Source organism: Saprospiraceae bacterium (genome assembly GCA_016716185.1).
In the GTDB taxonomy this organism is placed as follows: domain Bacteria; phylum Bacteroidota; class Bacteroidia; order Chitinophagales; family Saprospiraceae; genus Vicinibacter.
Window position 1 is genome coordinate 1708415 of the sequence record JADJWV010000002.1, and the last position, 19278, is coordinate 1727692.

The 19278-nt window shown below is 42.1% G+C and carries 19 protein-coding genes; 11 read left to right on the plus strand and 8 right to left on the minus strand.

Annotated elements, in window-relative coordinates:
- Positions 1-12: 12 nt before the first annotated feature.
- On the minus strand, positions 13-990 hold the full coding sequence (locus tag IPM34_08530; protein MBK8955587.1) for a ribonucleotide-diphosphate reductase subunit beta: 978 nt from the start codon (positions 988-990) through the stop codon (positions 13-15).
- A 411-nt stretch (positions 991-1401) separates the two neighbouring features.
- Here IPM34_08530 and IPM34_08535 point away from each other — a divergent pair, with 411 nt between their 5' ends.
- On the plus strand, positions 1402-2019 hold the full coding sequence (locus tag IPM34_08535) for a pseudouridine synthase (GenBank protein ID MBK8955588.1): 618 nt from the start codon (positions 1402-1404) through the stop codon (positions 2017-2019).
- Positions 2020-2087: 68 nt separating this feature from the next.
- On the opposite strand, the gene IPM34_08540 is transcribed toward IPM34_08535, so the two are convergent.
- Together IPM34_08540 and IPM34_08545 are read right to left on the minus strand one after the other, a co-directional pair.
- Positions 2088-3074 (minus strand): pyruvate dehydrogenase complex E1 component subunit beta, encoded by a 987-nt coding sequence (locus IPM34_08540; GenBank protein MBK8955589.1) that lies wholly within the window; start codon positions 3072-3074, stop codon positions 2088-2090.
- 52 nt (positions 3075-3126) lie between these two features.
- A complete protein-coding gene (locus IPM34_08545) occupies positions 3127-4479 on the minus strand; it encodes a peptidoglycan synthetase (protein MBK8955590.1) in 1353 nt (450 codons plus the stop codon).
- A gap of 105 nt (positions 4480-4584) precedes the next feature.
- Between IPM34_08545 and IPM34_08550 the strand changes: the two genes are divergently transcribed.
- From IPM34_08550 to IPM34_08570, 5 genes are all read left to right on the plus strand, one after another.
- A complete protein-coding gene (locus IPM34_08550; GenBank protein ID MBK8955591.1) occupies positions 4585-4752 on the plus strand; it encodes a hypothetical protein in 168 nt (55 codons plus the stop codon).
- A gap of 60 nt (positions 4753-4812) precedes the next feature.
- Positions 4813-5478, plus strand: a complete 666-nt coding sequence (mnmD, locus tag IPM34_08555; GenBank protein MBK8955592.1) for a tRNA (5-methylaminomethyl-2-thiouridine)(34)-methyltransferase MnmD — start codon at positions 4813-4815, stop codon at positions 5476-5478.
- A gap of 44 nt (positions 5479-5522) precedes the next feature.
- Positions 5523-6059: a hypothetical protein gene (locus tag IPM34_08560; protein MBK8955593.1), complete on the plus strand. Its 537-nt coding sequence runs from the start codon at positions 5523-5525 to the stop codon at positions 6057-6059.
- Positions 6060-6144: 85 nt separating this feature from the next.
- A complete protein-coding gene (locus IPM34_08565) occupies positions 6145-7428 on the plus strand; it encodes a TlpA family protein disulfide reductase (GenBank protein MBK8955594.1) in 1284 nt (427 codons plus the stop codon).
- On the plus strand, positions 7421-8191 hold the full coding sequence (locus IPM34_08570; protein MBK8955595.1) for an SDR family NAD(P)-dependent oxidoreductase: 771 nt from the start codon (positions 7421-7423) through the stop codon (positions 8189-8191). The genes IPM34_08565 and IPM34_08570 overlap by 8 nt, the downstream gene beginning before the upstream one ends.
- A gap of 395 nt (positions 8192-8586) precedes the next feature.
- Here IPM34_08570 and IPM34_08575 read toward each other — a convergent pair whose 3' ends face one another.
- From IPM34_08575 to lipB, 4 genes are read right to left on the minus strand one after another with little or no spacing between them, the layout of a single operon-like run.
- On the minus strand, positions 8587-8988 hold the full coding sequence (locus tag IPM34_08575) for a DUF1801 domain-containing protein (protein MBK8955596.1): 402 nt from the start codon (positions 8986-8988) through the stop codon (positions 8587-8589).
- Positions 8989-8993: 5 nt separating this feature from the next.
- Entirely contained in the window at positions 8994-11552 is a 2559-nt protein-coding gene (locus tag IPM34_08580) for a hypothetical protein (GenBank protein MBK8955597.1), read from the minus strand.
- A gap of 14 nt (positions 11553-11566) precedes the next feature.
- Positions 11567-12088 carry an acyl-CoA thioesterase gene (locus IPM34_08585; GenBank protein MBK8955598.1) on the minus strand — a complete coding sequence of 174 codons (522 nt, stop codon included), beginning with the start codon at positions 12086-12088 and terminating at the stop codon, positions 11567-11569.
- Between the two features lie 2 nt (positions 12089-12090).
- Positions 12091-12795 carry a lipoyl(octanoyl) transferase LipB gene (lipB, locus tag IPM34_08590; protein MBK8955599.1) on the minus strand — a complete coding sequence of 235 codons (705 nt, stop codon included), beginning with the start codon at positions 12793-12795 and terminating at the stop codon, positions 12091-12093.
- 30 nt (positions 12796-12825) lie between these two features.
- Here lipB and IPM34_08595 point away from each other — a divergent pair, with 30 nt between their 5' ends.
- A complete protein-coding gene (locus tag IPM34_08595; GenBank protein MBK8955600.1) occupies positions 12826-14556 on the plus strand; it encodes a redoxin domain-containing protein in 1731 nt (576 codons plus the stop codon).
- Positions 14557-14583: 27 nt separating this feature from the next.
- Here the strand turns inward: IPM34_08595 and IPM34_08600 are convergent, their stop codons facing one another.
- On the minus strand, positions 14584-16158 hold the full coding sequence (locus tag IPM34_08600; protein MBK8955601.1) for an ABC transporter substrate-binding protein: 1575 nt from the start codon (positions 16156-16158) through the stop codon (positions 14584-14586).
- 204 nt (positions 16159-16362) lie between these two features.
- On the opposite strand from IPM34_08600, the gene IPM34_08605 reads away from it, so the two are divergent.
- From IPM34_08605 to IPM34_08620, 4 genes are read left to right on the plus strand one after another with little or no spacing between them, the layout of a single operon-like run.
- Positions 16363-17049, plus strand: a complete 687-nt coding sequence (locus IPM34_08605) for a metal-dependent hydrolase (GenBank protein MBK8955602.1) — start codon at positions 16363-16365, stop codon at positions 17047-17049.
- On the plus strand, positions 17042-17830 hold the full coding sequence (locus IPM34_08610; protein MBK8955603.1) for a ParA family protein: 789 nt from the start codon (positions 17042-17044) through the stop codon (positions 17828-17830). The genes IPM34_08605 and IPM34_08610 overlap by 8 nt, the downstream gene beginning before the upstream one ends.
- Positions 17814-18704 carry a ParB/RepB/Spo0J family partition protein gene (locus tag IPM34_08615; protein MBK8955604.1) on the plus strand — a complete coding sequence of 297 codons (891 nt, stop codon included), beginning with the start codon at positions 17814-17816 and terminating at the stop codon, positions 18702-18704. Before IPM34_08610 ends, IPM34_08615 begins: the two co-directional genes overlap by 17 nt.
- Entirely contained in the window at positions 18676-19272 is a 597-nt protein-coding gene (locus IPM34_08620; GenBank protein MBK8955605.1) for a hypothetical protein, read from the plus strand. The genes IPM34_08615 and IPM34_08620 overlap by 29 nt, the downstream gene beginning before the upstream one ends.
- The last annotated feature ends 6 nt before the right edge of the window (positions 19273-19278 follow it).

The window sequence follows — 19278 nt, forward strand, 5'->3', positions numbered from 1 at the left end:
TTTAAAAGCCAACTAAAAGTCTTCGTCGATCGAGAAAACCTTAGGTGCAAGCGGTTCGTTTACACCTGATTTTTTGTAATCAGATACCCTCTTTTCAAAGAAATTGGTTTTGCCTTGGATAGAAATCATATCCATAAAATCAAATGGATTGTTTGCATTGTAAATTTTTGGATTTCCCAATGCAATCAGGAGCCGGTCGGCTACGAATTCAATGTATTCGCACATTAAATCCGCATTCATACCTATCAATGCGACCGGGATGGCTTCGGTGATAAAATATTTTTCGATTGTAACTGCTTCTCTGATGATGTTTTCAATTGTTTCTTTCGGGAGTTTATGGACGATATGCTGATTGTACAACAAACAGGCAAAATCGCAATGCATGCCCTCGTCTCTGGAAATGAGTTCATTGCTGAATGAAAGACCAGGCATCAGTCCTCGCTTTTTAAGCCAGAATATAGAACAGAAAGAACCGCTGAAGAAAATACCTTCCACGACAGCAAAGGCTATGAGCTGCTCGCAAAATGTTCCGTTTTTAATCCATTTCAACGCCCATTCTGCTTTTCGCTTGACACAATCCAGATTCTCCATGGCGTGAAACAGAAAGTCTTTTTCTTTCGGGTCTTTGATATAGGTGTCAATCAATAAGGAATAGGTTTCTGAGTGGATATTTTCCATCATGATCTGGAAGCCGTAAAAAAACTTCGCTTCCGGGTATTGGACCATTCTGACCATATTTTCAGCCAGATTTTCGTTGACGATCCCATCGCTGGCTGCGAAAAAAGCAAGCACATGTTTGATGAAATGTTGTTCATCGGAACTCAGTTTTTTATTCCAGTCATCAAGGTCCTGAGCAAGATCTATCTCCTCTGCTGTCCAGAAACACGCCTCTGAATTTTTGTAAAATTTCCAGATATCGTCGTGTTGAATGGGAAAAATTACAAAGCGGTTCGGATTTTCGATGAGAATAGGTTCCTGCTGATGAGTCATGGTATATTTTGTTTGAATTATTATTAAATCGAGGAGAAACGGGTACAAATGTATTGAAGGATCGGATATTATATAAGGAAAATTTAGATATATTTTTATATATAATATCTATAATTTTGATTTTCAGTTCAAAGTCTTAAATAAAAATCAAAATTGCTCCTAAAACACATATTAGTTAATATTTAAATATCTGCTTCAAAAGTAAGGTAAAAGTCAAGGTTTTTTTCGGCTATTTATTAACATATTGTTGAAAACTTTAATAAGTTTGTGAAATCCTATGATTTACGAAAAGTTAATTCACAGATCCATTGTTGAAAACATGTAATAATTTGTTGAAAAGTATTTGTTTTTCATAGTCAAGCTGTAACACATTAATCTTAAACCTAATCTATAAATTTCGTTTTAAGTTTCATGAGAAAGCGTTATTCCGGCCCAAAAAGAGAACTGGTTTATTACCTGTTTTTCAAGCCGGCTCAGGTCGTTTGCAGGTTTACCCCGGAAATACCAGGGCAGAAATGCCTTCGTGACTTTCTTCCTGTCGAAAACGACGTCTATCCGGTGGGCAGGTTAGATATGGATTCAGAAGGTTTGCTCATTCTCACCAATGATCCGGCCGTCAACCAAATGATCCTTAGCCCCGAAAAATCAGTCGTTAAAACCTATACCTGTCTAGTCGAAGGAGATTTTACCGATGCTGCATTCGACAAGATGCAGTGTGGTGTCGAGGTCAGAATTCAAAAGCAGCATTATTTCATGAAACCCGAAGCGCTGAACATTCTACATGCGCCACCGGATTTTCCTCCCCGCTTCCCGCCCATCCGGGAACGAAAAACCATTCCTGTAAGCTGGGTTGAGATCGGCATCACAGAAGGAAAAAATCACCAGGTCAGGAAAATGTTTGCGAGTATAGGATTTCCGGTTTTGAGGCTGATCAGAACCGGCATAGGAAAATTGAATTTAATCGGACTGGATATTGGAACCTGTAAACGAATCAGTATGGCAGAGCTTTTGAAGGGCATCCAAAAATAATAACGGGAATTGCAGAAAATAAAATTTCCTGAAAAATCCTGAATGCATGATCTGCGTATCCTCTTGTTTCAACGCTTTATATACATCACTTCTTTGACGGCTTTAACTACTTTATGCGGATTGGGTAAATAGGCCTGAACAAAGGCTGCAGCGTAAGGCAATGAAGTGTCGGCAGCATTCACGCGGGTAACCGGAGCATCGAGGTAATCGAAAGCATGTTTTTGAATGACGTAAGCAATTTCAGAAGAAACTCCTGCAAAGGGCCAACTCTCGTCGACCACCACCAGGCGATTGGTTTTTTTAACTGATTGGATCAGGGTTTCGTAATCCAGTGGTCTGATGGTGCGTAAATCGATGACTTCGGCATCAATTCCTTCTTTAGCCAATTCGATAGCGGCAGGTTTTACCACCTCCATCATTTTATTATAAGAAACCAGAGTGACGTCCTTCCCTTCCCTTTTGACAGCCGCCTTGCCGATCTCAACCAGGTATTCTTCTTCCGGAACTTCCCCCTGGAGTCCGTACATAATTTCAGATTCCATAAAACAAACCGGATCGTTGTCCCTGATCGCTGATTTCAACAAGCCTTTGGAATCATAAGGATCTACACAGGATATCACTTTAAGCCCCGGGCAATTCGCAAGCCAGCTTTCAAAAGTTTGACTGTGTTGCTGGGCCAGCTGTCCGGCAGAACCTCCTGGTCCCCTGAAAACAATGGGACAGGCAAATTGTCCGGCAGATTGCGATAGGGTTTTGGCCGCATTGTTGACTATCTGATCAAAAGCAAGAACTGCAAAATTCCAGGTCATGAATTCCACGATGGGCCGCAAACCGTTCATGGCTGCACCGACGCCAATCCCAGCAAATCCCAATTCTGCAATTGGAGTGTCAATGACTCTTTTCGGACCGAATTCATCCAGCATGCCCTTGCTCACTTTATAAGCCCCATTGTATTGGGCTACTTCCTCCCCCATCAGGAATACATGAGGATCCCGCCTCATCTCCTCAGACATGGCTTCGCGCAGTGCGTCTCTTAAAGTGATTGTTCTGTTCATTTTATAATTAAAAGTGCGAAATTAAGGAATTCAAACCCAACCTTAACCAGACTCAGCTTCTTTGATAATAATTGCTGAGATCCAGGTTTCCAAAATGCCCCGATCCCGCAAATACAAGTATGTCAAAATCGGACATTTCGGCTTGCAAAGAATGCTCCAATTCAATTGAATTTCCTTTAAAATTCATATCACGATGGCCGAAAGCAGATTCAATGGAAAGCGGGGATAAAGCGGGCATTCCCTTGATTTCCATGGCTCGCTGATCGACATAGATGATCAATTTATCTGCAGCATCCGCAGCTCCAAAATAATGCGGCAAGAATTCCGGATTCAGGCTGCTGTACGTGTGAAGTTCTACTACCGCCAGGATTTTTAAAGGATCGTGTTTTTCCTTCAACGCCGAAAGGCTTGCTTTCAATTTCGAAGGAGCGTGTGCAAAGTCCCGGTAAACATGTCGGTTTCCGTCCCTGTAAATACATTCCAGTCTTTTCGCTGCCCCTTTGAAACTGGTCAATGATTGGAGTGCCCGTATAGGGTCTAATCCAGCCATCGAAGCAGCTAGCAAAGCAGCCTGCATATTTTCCAGGTTGTGGTTCCCAAATACCTGCAGTGGAAACTCTTTATCCTCATGCAATAAATAAGTAACTGAATCTTTGTTAACATGGGGAGCTGCCCGATAAGGCAACAATTGTTTTCCAGCCGGTAATGTTTGCAGGAGTGATTTTAACTCCGGATCGCCCTCGCAATAGATGATCCGGGTCTCCTGATCACAAGCAAGCAGTCGTTGCCTGAATGCATCCAGATAAGATTCGTAACTGGGGAATACATTGAAATGGTCCCATGCCACACCGGTAACAATCAGGATCTGAGGTGTGTAATGCATAAATTTTGGTCTGGGATCGAGACATGAACTTAAATACTCATCGCCCTCAATCACCGCCATTGGCGCATCGGAAATGCGAACCATGAGTTCGAAACCATCGAGCTGCGATCCTACCAGATAATCGAATTCCAGACCATTTTCCCTGAACATGTGCATGATCATTGAAGTCGTTGTGGTTTTGCCATGGCTCCCTGTCACTACAATTTGCATTTTATCGCGATAAGAGTGTTGAACAAATTCAGGAAAAGAATACACCGGAATTTTTAATGCCAGGGCTGCTGCCAATTCCGGATTATCGCGTTTGGCATGCATTCCTAAAATGATGAGATCCAGCTGACTCGTAATTTTTTCGGGAAACCAGCCTTCCTGCGCGGGTAGCAGATTCCGGGCAGCCAGTTTTGTCCGGGCCGGATCGAAGATCTGGTCGTCGCTGCCACTTACATCATGGCCATTCCTGGCAAGCTCCAGGGCCAGATTATGCATTACGCTGCCACCAATGGCGATAAGGTGTATTCGGGACATGGGTATGGAATTATATTCGCGGGTAAACTTAGTTAGATTTTACTGATAATATTTTATATTTGCGGGTCGTTATAGCCATATTGGTTCATTATTAAATTGCATAACATGAAAGTATTCAAAAATCAAAAATCGCTGGCAATTTTAGGTTTGCTTGCATTGTGCGGCCTGACATCCTGCAGCAGGGGTTATGGTTGTCCTTACGATTTTTCGGTGGCAGAAAATTTGAATCAGTGTAGCCACTGGATTGCGCAAATTTTGAGTTTCATTTATTAATTTCCCTATACCCTTAAAAGAAAAACCAGTTTCGCCTTGAAGCTGGTTTTTTTTTGACTTATGGTAAGCCTGATCACAACTGCAGATGGATCCCATAGCCTATACAGTGAATCTGCAAAGAACTACTACCACTCCATCCACGGGGCTCTATCGGAGAGTAAACATGTTTTTATAGACCACGGACTCAAACCAATCGCAGCTGGCCGGGAGCACATCAGCATCTTTGAAATGGGATTCGGAACGGGTCTCAACGCCTTTCTTAGTTATGCATTTGCGGACAACCACAGCCCTCTTTCTTTAAAGTATTCGGCTATTGACAACAAGCCCTTGCCAGAGTCTGTATATAAAACGCTCAATTACCCGGAATTTCTGGAAATTGCTTCAGGTGCATCCGTTTTATTGAGTTTGCATACATGCCCGTGGGATCTTGAGGTTCAAGTATCTGAGTTTTTCAGCCTAAAAAAAATTCTATCCGATTTTAATACCTGGGAGCCGGACGCTCATTTTGACCTCATCTATATGGATGCATTTTCGCCTAATGACCAACCCGAACTCTGGGAATCAAAGTCTCTTGAGAAATTTTTTCACATGCTTGAACCCGGAGGACTGTTGTGCACCTATTGTGCAAAAGGGATATTTAAAAGGCGTTTGCGCGAGATTGGTTTTAAAGTTGTTTGTTATCCGGGGCCTTTTCGAAAAAGAGAGATGACCTGTGCATATAAATAAGATGCTCGTGTTTTTAAAATATCTTTGCTGGTAAAATCTAAATTATGGCTTTTGAAAATTTATTGGGAGTTGGTTCGAGAGTGAAGCATCCTGCTTTTGGAGATGGCGTAGTAATCCACATCGATGTTGCTGCCTATAAAGTTTGTTTTATGCAATTTGGTATCAAGCTGGTTGGAAAAGATTATCAGCAGTTGGAAATTGTCGAGAGGATTGAACCCGAAGAAGCGGTGACATTTAACGAAGCCGAAAAATCACTGGCTAAAATTTTGAGGGCCTGGTCTGATATCACAGAGGTGGTTCCTCTGGGGGATAAGTGGAAAAATGGGACGATGATTCTCAAGCCCGGCGAATCAGGTTTGAAAGATAAAGAAATTCCCATCGAACAATTTTTTCATAAAATCATCATGGTGCGCGACCGCTTACGTGTTATGGAACAGCGCATCAACAGCAGTAAGCTCGACGACGAAGACAAGGTAAATTTACAACAATACATTACGCGTATTTATGGTAGCCTGACTACTTTCAATGTGCTCTTCAGAAATAAGGAGCAATATTTTGTTGGAGAAAAATCAGATGCTTAATTCCATTTACTTTTTGCGAAAAGCACATATGAAAATGATGAATTTTCAAAATGGATTTCGGTTCATTATTTTATATTTCTGTTGCATGACCTTATGGGGATGTGTCAATATTCCTAACCGATATGAAGAGATTGCTCCCGGCCCCTGGAGGGGTTTGTTGTTCATCAATCAACACAAAGAACTCATCGTTACCGAAGGTCGGAAAAAAGATGTGAAACGCGACGTCGATTATGAATCCAAATCAAATTTTGTGGCTTTCAATTTTGAAATTTCCAGTCGCGCAGATGGCAAGCAAATTTTCACGGTCATCAACGGAGAGGAGCGAATGGAGTTTGACGAAATCTATTTTGGAAGGGATATTCGAACCGGTGACGACACATTTTACATCAAATTAAGCCCATACGATGCTTGTTTAAAAGGCATTGTGGAAGGCGATAAAATGAAGGGTTACTGGATGGTCCTGGACAAACCCAATTATTCCATGGAATTTGAAGCCCGGTACGGTTATACACATCGATTTAAAAAAAGCAGACCCGATTCCAATAGTATAAAAGTCCAGGGACAATATCAGGCACAATTTGGATTGGACACGGATAATCCATATCCCGCAGTTGGAGAATTCAAACAATCCGGTGACCGGGTGACCGGTACATTCAGAACGGAATCGGGAGATTTCAGATACCTCGACGGACAAGTAATTTCCGAAGAGTTGTGGTTGTCGACTTTTGATGGCGCGCATGCATTTCTTTTCCGGGCGCAAATTGAGGGAGATTCATTACATGGTATGTTTTACTCAGGAATCCATCATAAAACTCAGTGGTCTGCCCGAAGAGTCGAACAGGGGATTTTAATGCATGCCGATTCGATCAGCAAAGCCGTATCATCTGCACCCTTTTATTTTGGATTTGAAACTCCTGATGGTAAATTGCTTGATTTTCGGAACAAAGAATTTGAGAACAAGATCAAACTGGTGCAGGTCATGGGTTCCTGGTGTCCGAATTGTTTGGACGAAGCGGTTTTTTTCAAAGAATATTTTAGGGAGCATCCAAACGAACAAGTAGTCGTTGTGGGCTTGTCTTTTGAGCGCCATCAGGAAAGGGAAAAAGCCATGAAGCGGATTTCTGATTTTAAATCAAAACTTCAACTCCCTTATGATATTGCCCTTGGTGGCAGAGCCAACAGGGATTCAGCTGCAGCAGCTATTCCACAGATTTCCGGAGTGATGGCATTTCCAACCATGATCGTAGTCGACAAGGACAACCGAATCGTTAAAGTACATACGGGTTTCGACGGACCCGCGACATCGAAGTTCAGGGATTTTATTTTAGAGTTCGAAGCCATGTTATCCAAATACACAAGGAATGAATAAAACCGTATTGATCACTGGTGCCACTTCGGGTATTGGCAAAGCCACTGCTAAAGTTTTTGCTGAAAACGGCGCCGGACATCTCATTCTTTGCGGACGAAGGATGGAGCGACTCGAAGCACTGGAAGCTGAACTTTCAGATTATAAGCAGCTCAGAATTACCAGATCAAGTTTTGACATCCGGAATTACGCTGAGGTTGAAAAAAACTTACAATCGTTAGGTAACGAATTAGAATCAATTGATATCCTGATTAACAATGCCGGTTTGGCCAAAGGATTGGATCTCATCCATCAGGGCCAACTCAAGCACTGGGAGGAGATGATCGACACAAATCTAAAAGGTTTGTTGTACGTTACGCGTTTGGTTTCCCCGTTTATGGTTGCCAGAAATTCTGGCCACATCATCAATATCTGTTCGACTGCCGGGAAAGATGTTTATCCGAAGGGAAATGTGTACAGCGCCACAAAATTTGCGGTGGATGCTTTGACCAAAGCCATGCGGCAAGATCTCTACGGATACAACATCCGCGTAAGTCAGGTTGCTCCAGGCCATGTAGAGCAAACGGAATTTGCATTGACCCGTTTTGATGGGGATGCCGAGCGGTCAAAAATTTACGAAGATTTCAAGCCGCTCAACGCACGCGATGTTGCCGAGATCATTTATTTTATTTGCTCGCGACCTTCACATGTCAACATACAGGATGTATTAGTCATGTGCGCTCAGCAGGCTTCGGCGAGTCTGATTCATCGTTCAGGGAGAAGCTAAATATTTGAATAGGGTAATCAAAGAAAATGGATTTGTACTTCAATCATTGATGGTTACTACTAATTTTGAATTATACAATTCCTCCGCCAATCTGATTCATCGAGGGAGTTTTACTGGATTAGAGTGCCGATATAGATCCGAATTGCCTTCTGGATTATATTTTATACGTTATCAAAATAATGATGGGAATTATTCCTATCTTAAGTCCCGATCTATGTTTCCAAACCCAGTCCAGTGCGAAACCGGCTTATGCATCCATGTTGAATATTTCGCGTTCTGTATAAGCCGGACAAGTCATTATACAACTATGAACTCTGATCAAAAAAACAATTTTAAAAAAGAAATATTGTTCGTCCGGGAAGAATACAATTCAAGGCTGGAGAAATGGAATGATGTCAGTATTTTCTGTTTTTTATTTCGTCGATTTCTGCGGATTGATTCAGAAGTTCAATAATGATTCTTTCGTTAATATCAGCTTCAGTTAAAATGTTTTTGATATGTACTTCTTTGCGGTTTCCTTTTTGTAAATAAGAATTAGGAGGTAACAGGTAGCCGAGTGGGAATCCCAAATCAACTCCGGATTTTACTGTTTTGCCCCAGGGCACTGCTCCCGGCCAGATAAATGCGATCCTGCTGTTCAGAAAATAAAAAGGAACGTTGTAGGAGAGTTTTTCTTTGACATGTGGCAGCGTTTCAAAAATGATCTCGCGAAGTCTTTCAGTTAAAATTCGCTGGTCTTCAGTCAGAAAATTCAATAAATCATCCAAGGATTTAAATTGAAGATTCTGATATTTCACAAACTTTATAGTTTTACAAAGCTCAATGCATCCACAACTCCGTGAATCTTCAAAAAATACACCCCGGTAGTTAGCTGACTGATGTCTATCCGGGCGTTGCGGATATCGGAGAACTTACCATCCCTTATATTTAAGCCAATGCTGTTTACGATCGCGTAATTTACGGGAAATGGGTAATTGACAACAGATTTCAGCTCGAGGTAATCTGTCGCGGGGTTAGGACTTAGCATAAAAAAATCAGACGCTGTGAAATGCTTCGTTGATACCACGGGTTTCAAAATCGAAGCCAGCGGAAAACTCATGATTGATTTTCCATAAGTACCGGCGATTAAGGTCTGCTGATGGTCATTGATTTCTAAATCATACACTTCTATGAATGGCAAATTATCCCCAACCCGTTTCCATTCTTTACCGCCATCCAGGGTGGCATAAACTCCCAAATGATTTCCAATAAACAATACCGAATCTCCCCTTCCCGGATATACCAAAATATCGTAAACAGGCATATCGGGCAAGTTTCCCTGAATGCTGGTCCAGCTTTGTCCGTCGTCTGTTGATTTATAAACGTAGGTTTTAAAATCATCTCCGCGGTGCCCACTTAGTGTTGCAAAAAAATGGGTTTTATTGGTGTATGCGCATTTGACAGAAGAAATGTATGCCAGAGGAAGATTTGAAGAAATATTTTGCCAATTGCTGTTAAAATTATTGGTGCGCCATACATTTCCATTGATGGTACCTGCAATAATCACTTTGGGATCTATTGGTGATTCGTCAAGGCTGGTAATACTGGGAGTTGATCTTGCCGGATACCTTCCATTTGCAACCAGATTCGGACTGATCGCATACCAGTTTGCAGCCGTATCGCTTTCATTGGCATACACTGCGGTTGAACCGGCCAGTAACTTGTCGTGGTTGTGTTTGGAGATCGCATATGGAAAATCCCAATTCCTGGTTCCGGAAATTCCTCTTGTGAATGATCTCCAGTTGCCGTTGTAATATTGCCAAATGTTGCCATTTTGGTATTCTGCATAATAGATATCGGGGTTTCCGGGTTTAAATGCCATTTGGAATCCATCACCACCAAAGATGCGTTCCCAATCGTCTATATTGAATTGGTTGCCACCTGTAGATCCATTATCCTGCAACCCTCCATAATACAATTCAGGTTGGTTTGGATTATAAGCAACTCTATATATCTGATTGGTCGGAATATTTTCAATGTCTTCCCAGGAGTCATCTGCAGCTATATATTTGTATAGACCCCCGTCGGTTCCCAAAAGCATATTTCCATTGGACAAAAAAACCAGATCGTGTTTGTCGGCATGAACTTCATATCCAGACCACTCGGGTGCTGCTGGAAACCAGTTTTTTCCCCCATCCAGAGAGCGGAAGATATCGACTCCCATGACCAGCAAATCGTCAGGATCCTGAGGGTTTACAGCGATGTTTCGGAAATACCATCCGAAGCCTCCAAGTACGCCACATTCAAGACCTGATGTATCTGAAACCGCTTGTAAGTCGAACCAGGATTCACCTCCATCTTCCGATTTGTAAATGGCATACAGATGATTGGAGTTTGAACGGTTGCAGGAGTAGGTGCGCACATATCTCGCATACAGGATGTCGGGATTGCTCTCAGCTATAGCTATGGCAATTCTTCCGTTGATGCTGTCGCTGGGTAAACCTTTGCTTAGTTTTTTCCAATTCAAACCACCGTCGGTTGTTTTAAAAATTTGCCCGTCGGGCCCGGTTGTAAAAGACCGGTTGTGCATTCCTAATTTATTCCAGCTGACTGCAAAAAGCACATCGGGTTGTCGGGGATCCATGGCAATATCTGTAATGCCACATGAATCATTCAGATATAGAATTTTATTCCATGTTTTTCCACCATCTACAGACTTGTATAATCCTCTGTGTTCGTTTTTACCATAACTGTAACCCAGAGATGCGGCATAGATGATTTGCGAGTTGAGTGGATGGATTGCCATTTCTGAGATCACGCGAGTTTCTCTTAATCCACTGTAAGTCCAGTTCAACCCAAGATCAGTGCTCTTATAAATTCCGGCGCCTTGTCCGCAGTAAAATCCACCGCTATGATCCCCGGTGGCAATGTAAACAGTGTTTGGATTCGTCGGATCGAAAATAATATCGCTTATGTACAAACTGGATTGTTCGTCAAATACAGGAATCCAGCGGTCTCCTCCGTCTAAGGTCCGGTACGCACCACCGTGAGAGAACCCAATAAAAATTATTTGTTCATTCGAAGGATGCACGGCGATCGTATTTACGCGCCCTCCCAAATTGCCCGGACCCTGCGTTGTCCAGTTACCGGGAAAACTGACATTTGGATTTCTGTAAATATATTTTTGACGGCGAAATTCCTGGATTTCATTTTCCCGTTTTTGTAAAAAAGCTTCATCCGGAATACCAGATTTATCAATCAAATGCAAATCATCAGGAGGCACATTGATGAAATTGTTTTCTGAAATGTCTAAAGTAGGATTCAGGATCAACGCGCCTGCTGCTATCAAGGTCACTGCACTGGCAAATAGAATAGCTTTCATATAAGGATTGCGGGTTAGGTATTTAAAAAATCTTTTGATTGAGTGGCTTCGGAAGGCTTCATTCTACCGCTGTGTACCAGTCTCATTTCTCGGCGTACCACAGCTTCGTCGTAAAGTTTTTTCTCGGATTCTGTTTCAGGGAGCACATGAGGAATGTTTTTTGGACGCTTCGTGCGCTCGTCCAGTGCGACAAAGGTAAAAAAGGCCTGATTCGATTTTCTGGTTTGACTTTGAAGCACACCTCTGGTAAATACCTCGATGTAGACTTCGACAGAAGTATGAAATGCCCGGGTGACATAAGCTTTGATATTGACGACATCTCCCAGGTGAATGGGTTCGTGAAAGGTCAAATGATCGACCGAAACCGTCACTACGTGAGAATCACAATGTTTGGCGGCACAAATGCCTGAGGCAATATCCATCCACCGCATGAGATTCCCGCCCATGAGATTTCCAAGAATGTTGGTGTCATTCGGCATGACCAATTCGTTCATTTCAATAAAAGATTCCGAAACTTTTTTGCTGATTTCTGACATGATCAAATATGGAGTTCAAATGTATTTAAAAAATGATGAATAAATTTTGATTTAACTTCTTCCAAAGAGACTTCATACCCGAGTTCCCGATGGAGTGAAGTAACGGGTTTTTCTACCGGGTTGATTCCGCAAGGGACGATATACTTAAAATAATCGAGATTGGTATTGATGTTAAAAGCCAGTCCGTGAAGACTCACCCACCTGCTTAAATGAACACCAATTGCGCAAATCTTTCTGGGCTTTGATGTATTCCTGTCGAGCCAAACACCGGTAAGGCCATCTATTCTCTCCGCTTCAATTTTGTAGTCGGCTAAAACCTTGATTACGACCGCCTCCAGCGAACGAACATATTTATGGACATCTGTAAATAGTTTTTCGAGGTCCAAAATAGGATAGGCTACGAGTTGTCCGGGTCCGTGGTAGGTAATATCCCCTCCCCTGTTGATCTGGTGAAATTCGGCCTGAATTTCATCCATTTTATCGAGTGGTTGAAGCAAATGCTCGGCTTGACCTGATTTTCCAAGCGTGAAGACATGAGGATGTTCACAGAGGATCAATGTATGCGAAGAAAAAGCAATGCCTGACCGTTTTTCTTCTATGAGTTGTTGGTGGATCTCCGTTTGGAGCTTCCAGGCTTCCGGATAGGCTTGAAGACCCAGATCCAGAATTCTAATTTTTTTTGTTAAATTCCTTTGATTATCAACCAAATGACTATAAATTTGATTTAAAATTTGAGAATGCGCACAAAAATAACACTCCTGAGTTTGATGACAGTATTCTGTATATCAAACCTGGCTTCCCAGCTGGCACCTGATTTTACGGTCACCGATTTCAACCAAAAAACCCACAAGCTGTATGCAGATTACCTCGATAAAGACAAAGTTGTCGTCATAAAGTTTTTCTTTGTCGGATGTCCGCCTTGTGCCAGTGTAGCTCCTTACGTTCAAAGCGCCTATACGCGGGCCGGATCGGGTTCTGGCAACGTCGAATTTTTTCAGATCACGACCTTGAGCTCAGATAAAAATGCAACGGTTAAATCCTACCACCAGTCGAAGGGACTTACTTTTCCCGGAATTGGTTCGGATGGAAATTCAGCACAGGCTCTGGCTCCCTATAAAAGCGGAACTTTTGGAACCTGGTATGGGACTCCTACTTTTGTAGTGATCGCCCCAAATGGAGAAGTGGATTACAATGTGAACATGAGTGCCGGCAATCCTTACGGTTTGGATACTGCCATTGCCAGGGCGTTCAGAAAAGTGAATAATGGCGGCGGCGGTGGCGGCGGCATGGAATGCGAAGACAGCTTCACGGTGAAAACGATAACACAGCTCCAGCCCGACGGCTATTATATAGTCGATTATCAAGGTGGAAATCCCACACAAACACTGGATTCAGGTTTGTATTATTGCCAGTTTCCGTTGCCGCAAAATTTGGACGAAGTTTTTGTGTTGCCCTATATCAATAAAAAAGATAGTTCACTCAATGGGATCACAACGGGTGATATCGTAAGAATTCAAAGACACATTCTTGGCCTGGAAGCTTTGAACAATTTGCAACTACGCTGTGCGGATGTCAACAATTCCGGTTCTGTTACTGCAGCCGATGTTTCCGAGATCCGGAAATTAGTTTTAGGAGTGACAAGCAAGTTTAGCAGGCTGACAGAATCATTTGCTATTGCCCATAATCCAAAATCCAAAAATTATTGGGATTATGATAACAAAGTGTTGGTGCGTGATCTGATCAACAAAACAAAAACCAATGAATTTGGTGTATGCAAATTTGGAGATGTATCAGGTGCATTGCTCTTGAAAGAAGATATTTTTGAAAACAGAGCACAACGGATTCAGTCGGCCACGGTTTCCGAAGAAATGATTAGTCCTTTGCTTTGGTCCTACACCATAGCGCTAAGAGATTTTAATCAACTGGAAGCATTTCAGTTTGGTTTGAAATTTCCTGTGGATGAGCTCGTTCAGCTGGAATTGTGCGATGCTTTATCCAACTGGTCTTATGATTATGCGATAGATCGTCGCAACTCCTATTTTAAAGTATCAGCGATTTCAGATTTGAAAGAAAACAGCAATCCTGCCACCTATGTTCTCAAATTAAAAACCCGCTCTAAGGTGAATTTGAAGGAACTTGAAGCGCAGGAATTTTTACCGGAATTCATTTACAAATCCGGAGCCACAGCAAATGATTTCAAGTTGCAGTATGAAGACAGTCCATCAAGACTAGTATTGGTTTATCAACAATATTCGACAAACAGTCTGATTATAGAAAGTACCGGATCTTTATCCAGATTGGAATTATTCGATCTCAATGGCAGGGTTCTGTATTCTGCAGCTTTGGATTCACTTACCCGTGTACATGTTGTCAGTGAAATTGATCAAATCATGCCAAAGGGTCCTGGATTCATAAGAATCTACGATGAAACGGGTAAAATGGAATGCAAAAGTTTTGTCAGAATCTAACACCCGTTAGTGATTGTAAAAAGTGCTCTACTTTTCAGTATTATTTAATTTTAACAGATTAAGAGGATTGGTTGTTAATTGCCGAATCTCATTTTGAGCAAACCAGGCCGTTTGATCGTAAAATAAAGGGATGACAGGGGCCTCATCAATCAGAATATTGTCGAGTTGCTGATACAACGCTCTCCTTTTCAGTGGATCCATTTGCAATATCGCTTTTTCGTATAAAGCATTGAATTCCGGATTATCGAATCGGGTATAATTAGGAGGTGCTGAATTCTTTCCATAAAACACTGTAAGAAATGATTCCTCATCCGGGTAATCTGCAATCCACGAAGCTCTGAATAAAGACACCTCCCCTGCTCTCATTTGTTCGCGGAGGCTGGCGGTTTCGACCAGATCAATCTGTACCCGAAGTCCGATTTCTTCCCATTGTTTTGCAATGAAAGTCATCAGATCGACATAATCTTTATTTGTACTGATTACCAAAACAGGCAGTTTTTGGGTGTCGTCATATCCGCAAGCACTCAGCAACTTTCTGGCTTTCTCCGGATCGTAATGATACCCCCTGTTTATTGTGGGGTCAAAAGACGGCAAGCCTTTTGGAATGAATCCGGCTTCCGCAGGAGTGCCCATTCCATATCTGAAATTAGCGACCAGTTTTTTCCGGTCGATCGCATAATTTAAAGCCTGTCTGAACATTTTTTGCTTCAAAGGATGAGCGGCATCCAGCCGGCTTGTGTGAATGCCAATGTATTCTGTATTGAGGTAATCTCCTTTGAGCAATTGAAATTTTTCCAACTGGTCCGGTCTCAACTCACCTGATTTTTGCAGCAACTGATGTGCAAAACCACTATGAATACCAGAAAAAAAATCGATTTGCTTTTTCAGAAATTCAAGGTAGGCTGTATTCCGGTCCTCTATAAAGGAAATTCGGATCCCATCGAGCTTGGCAGCAGGTCCAAAGTAATCCTCATTTCTTTCGAGAAACAGGCCTTTTCGCCCCATCCATTTTCGCAGCTTAAAAGCTTGTGTCCCTACCGGATTTTTTGAAAACTGTGCATTGTAATAGGCTACGGCTTCGGGTGGATATACGCTGCAATACGCGGAAGTAAGCAACTGCAGCATTGGAGAAAAGGGTCTCAACAAACGAATTTCAAATATGCTGTCATTAGGTGCAGTGAAAGCAGTCGAATCTGCAACTTTGTCTTTAAATATCCAGGAACCGGGAGCGCTGAGTTGTGGATCCAGCAGTCTTTTGAAACTAAATGCCACATCCGATGCTTTTACAGGTCGAGTTTGTTCAGGTCCAAAACATGAATCCTTATGGTAAGTTACATGTGGTCGCAAGACAAAGCGGTACAAATTGCCGTTTTCTAAGATCTGCCAGGATGTAGCCAGCTCCGGAATGATATTCATGGAATCATCCAGATCAACCAGCTGGTTATACAGGTGTTCAATGGCCCAAATATTGTTTTGTGATTTGGCAAAAGCGGGATCCAATGAATTGATGAGATTGGGCTGGTTGTAATGAAACACCCTGGGTTTATTCTGACCTGAGCTGTTATTTTTTTTACATGCAGTAATAATGAAAGCCGAACACATCAGAAACCAAATCAAACGCCACCCGGATGTTGCGGATAAAAATTTAAACAGAGATGTTTTGAAAAAACTCATTTTCACTACTGGCGGCTAAAATAAGGGGCAAGAGCTGAATGAATCGCACCTTTTCTTCAAATCATTCGTGGCTTAAGCTTTTGTTCAATATTCCTCATGAGAATTGCCGTAGGTTTGCAGTAAATTTTTTAGATGAGATTGCATTATTACGGACACTCTTGTTTCTCTGTTGAACTGAAAGGTAAAAAGCTGCTTTTCGATCCGTTTATTTCAGGCAATCCGCTGACTCAACAGGTCCAACTTGAATCGATAAAAGCAGATTACATCTTGATTTCACATGGGCATGGAGACCACATGGCCGATGCTGAAGTTATTGCAAAAAATAATAATGCGTTGATTATCAGTACTTTTGAAATAGTAAGCTGGTTTGAAAGCAGAGGAATTAAGGGAATCCCCATGAATACAGGAGGACAGACCAGGCTTGATTTTGGCAATGTAAAATTGGTCAATGCAATTCATTCCAGTCTTTTGCCCGATGGCTCTTATGGGGCCAACCCGGTTGGATTTTGCATCCATAATGAAGAAACCAGTTTTTATTTTGCAGGGGATACGGCTTTGACGATGGATATGCAACTCATACCCATGACTTGTCCACCTTTAAAATTTGCAATTTTACCAATAGGCGATCATTTTACCATGGGTTATAAAGATGCTTTGATTGCCAGCGATTTCATTCAATGTGATCAAATCGTAGGCTGTCATTTCAATACCTTCCCACCAATCCAGATCGATGCTGCTCAGGTAAGAGCCGCTTTTCATGAGAAAGGGAAAACAATCACATTGCCTGAAATAAACCAAGCCGTCAATTTACATGGGTAAAATTGTTGCCATAGCAAATCAAAAAGGAGGAGTAGGAAAAACTACGACAGCCATCAACCTGGCATCCTGCATCGCTATTTTAGAACACAAAGTTTTATTAGTAGATGCGGATCCGCAATCAAACAGTACTTCGGGTACGGGTTTGGTGGTCGAATCCGGCCAGTACAGCCTCTACGATTGCATGATCAATGAGGTCCCTGCTGAAGAAGCCATCGTGGAAAGCGATACGCCCAACCTCTATATACTTCCGTCCACGATAGATCTGGTAGGAGCGGATATCGAATTGGTAAATATGCCAAATCGCGAAAAAGTACTCAAGAAAGTTCTCGATCCGATAAAACAGGATTACGATTTTATTTTTATCGATTGTCTGCCGTCCCTTGGTCTGATTACCATCAACGCTCTTGCGGCTGCAGATTCTGTCATTGTGCCTGTGCAATGTGAGTTGTTTGCTCTGGAAGGATTATCGAAAATAAAAAATACAATTGATCTCGTGAAAAGCGTTCTCAATCCAAAGCTCGAAATCGAAGGAGTGCTTCTGAGTATGTACGACAAACGTTTGAGACTGTCTACCATGGTCATAGAAGATATCAGATCAAATATACACTTGCCTGTTTTCGAAACCATCATTCACAGGAATTCAAAAATATCTGAAGCACCCTTAGCCAAAAAACCGGTCGTCTTGTACGATGCGGCAAGCAAGGGCAGCCATAACTTTCTGAACCTTGCCGATGAATTTATGAGAAAAAACACAACCGTCAACCATGAAACAAAAAAATGAGCTGGGAAAAGGATTGAGGGCCTTGTTGTCGACAATCAATTCGGATGCTACGGTCCCTGTAGATATTACTGAAAATACCAAAGTAAATAAAGTAAGTCTGATTTCAGTCGATAAAATTTATGCCAACAAGCAACAACCCAGACATGTCTTTGACGAAGAGTTGATTCAGGAACTTGCAGAATCCATTAAGACCTATGGGATTATTCAACCATTGACGGTCAGGCAAACCGGAGACGATCGTTTCCAGATCATCAGCGGGGAGCGGAGATTTAAAGCTTCACAATTGGCAGGCCTTCGCGAAGTGCCCGTGTATATCAGGCATGCGAACGACAACGAGATGCTCGAAATGGCACTTGTAGAAAATATTCAAAGGGAGGATCTCAATCCTGTCGAAATCGCAATTTCCTACCAGCGCCTTTCCGATGAATGTGGATACACACAGGAACAATTGGCTGAACGCGTCGGAAAGAAAAGAAGTACCATCAGTAATTACGTACGGCTTTTGAAATTGCCTGTAGAAGTTCAAACGGCCCTGAAAGCAAAGACGATAACGATGGGACATGCGCGAGTCATTGCAGGGGTAGATGACCTCCTTATGCAGATGCAGCTGTTTAAAGATATCCAAAAAAGCGAAATGTCTGTGCGCGATGCCGAAAAGACATTGCAAAACTATCAGCGGTCTAAAGCTCGCAAACCGGTAAAACCTTCTGCGCGAAGCATTGATCAAACGATTGAAGTGTTGGAGAAAAAAATGAGCATGTTTTTTGGATACAAAGTTCAAATTCAACGAAAAGAAAGCGGAGAAGGCCAGATTGTAATTAAGTTCAAGAATGATCATCAGCTGAATGAAATACTGGATCGCATTGATGAGTAAAAATTATCTGATCAGGTTTTACTGTATCCTTTTGAGCTCTATTGGGCTGGCTCCACTCGCCATAAGTCAGGAAAAGAAAGATAGTGTTGAAGCTCCGAAGCAATCTTCAGGGAGTGTTTTTTCTGTAATGTTTAAAGGCAAACCTGGAAAAGCGCTTACTTATTCGCTGCTTTTACCGGGAGCCGGCCAGGTATACAACAAAAAATATTGGAAGCTACCCATTGTCTATGCAGGTCTCGGAAGTATGATTTACTTCATACAATTCAATAGCAAAGAATTCAACCGATACGACAAGGCTTTAAGGGAGCGAGTGGATCATCCTATGGATCCTCAGGATGAATTTGTTGGAGTTCTTTCTGTTTCCGGTATAGACAGTTATCGGAAATTTTACGACCGCAACCTGCAGTTGAGTTATATCGGCCTGGGGATTGTTTATTTACTTACGGGAATTGATGCGTACGTCGATGCACATCTCAGTGAGTTTGATGTATCAGAAGATTTAAGCATTCAGTTGAATCCAGAATTTTCGGGGTCTGGTGGGCAAATTGTTTTGCAATTGCGATTCTGATTACAA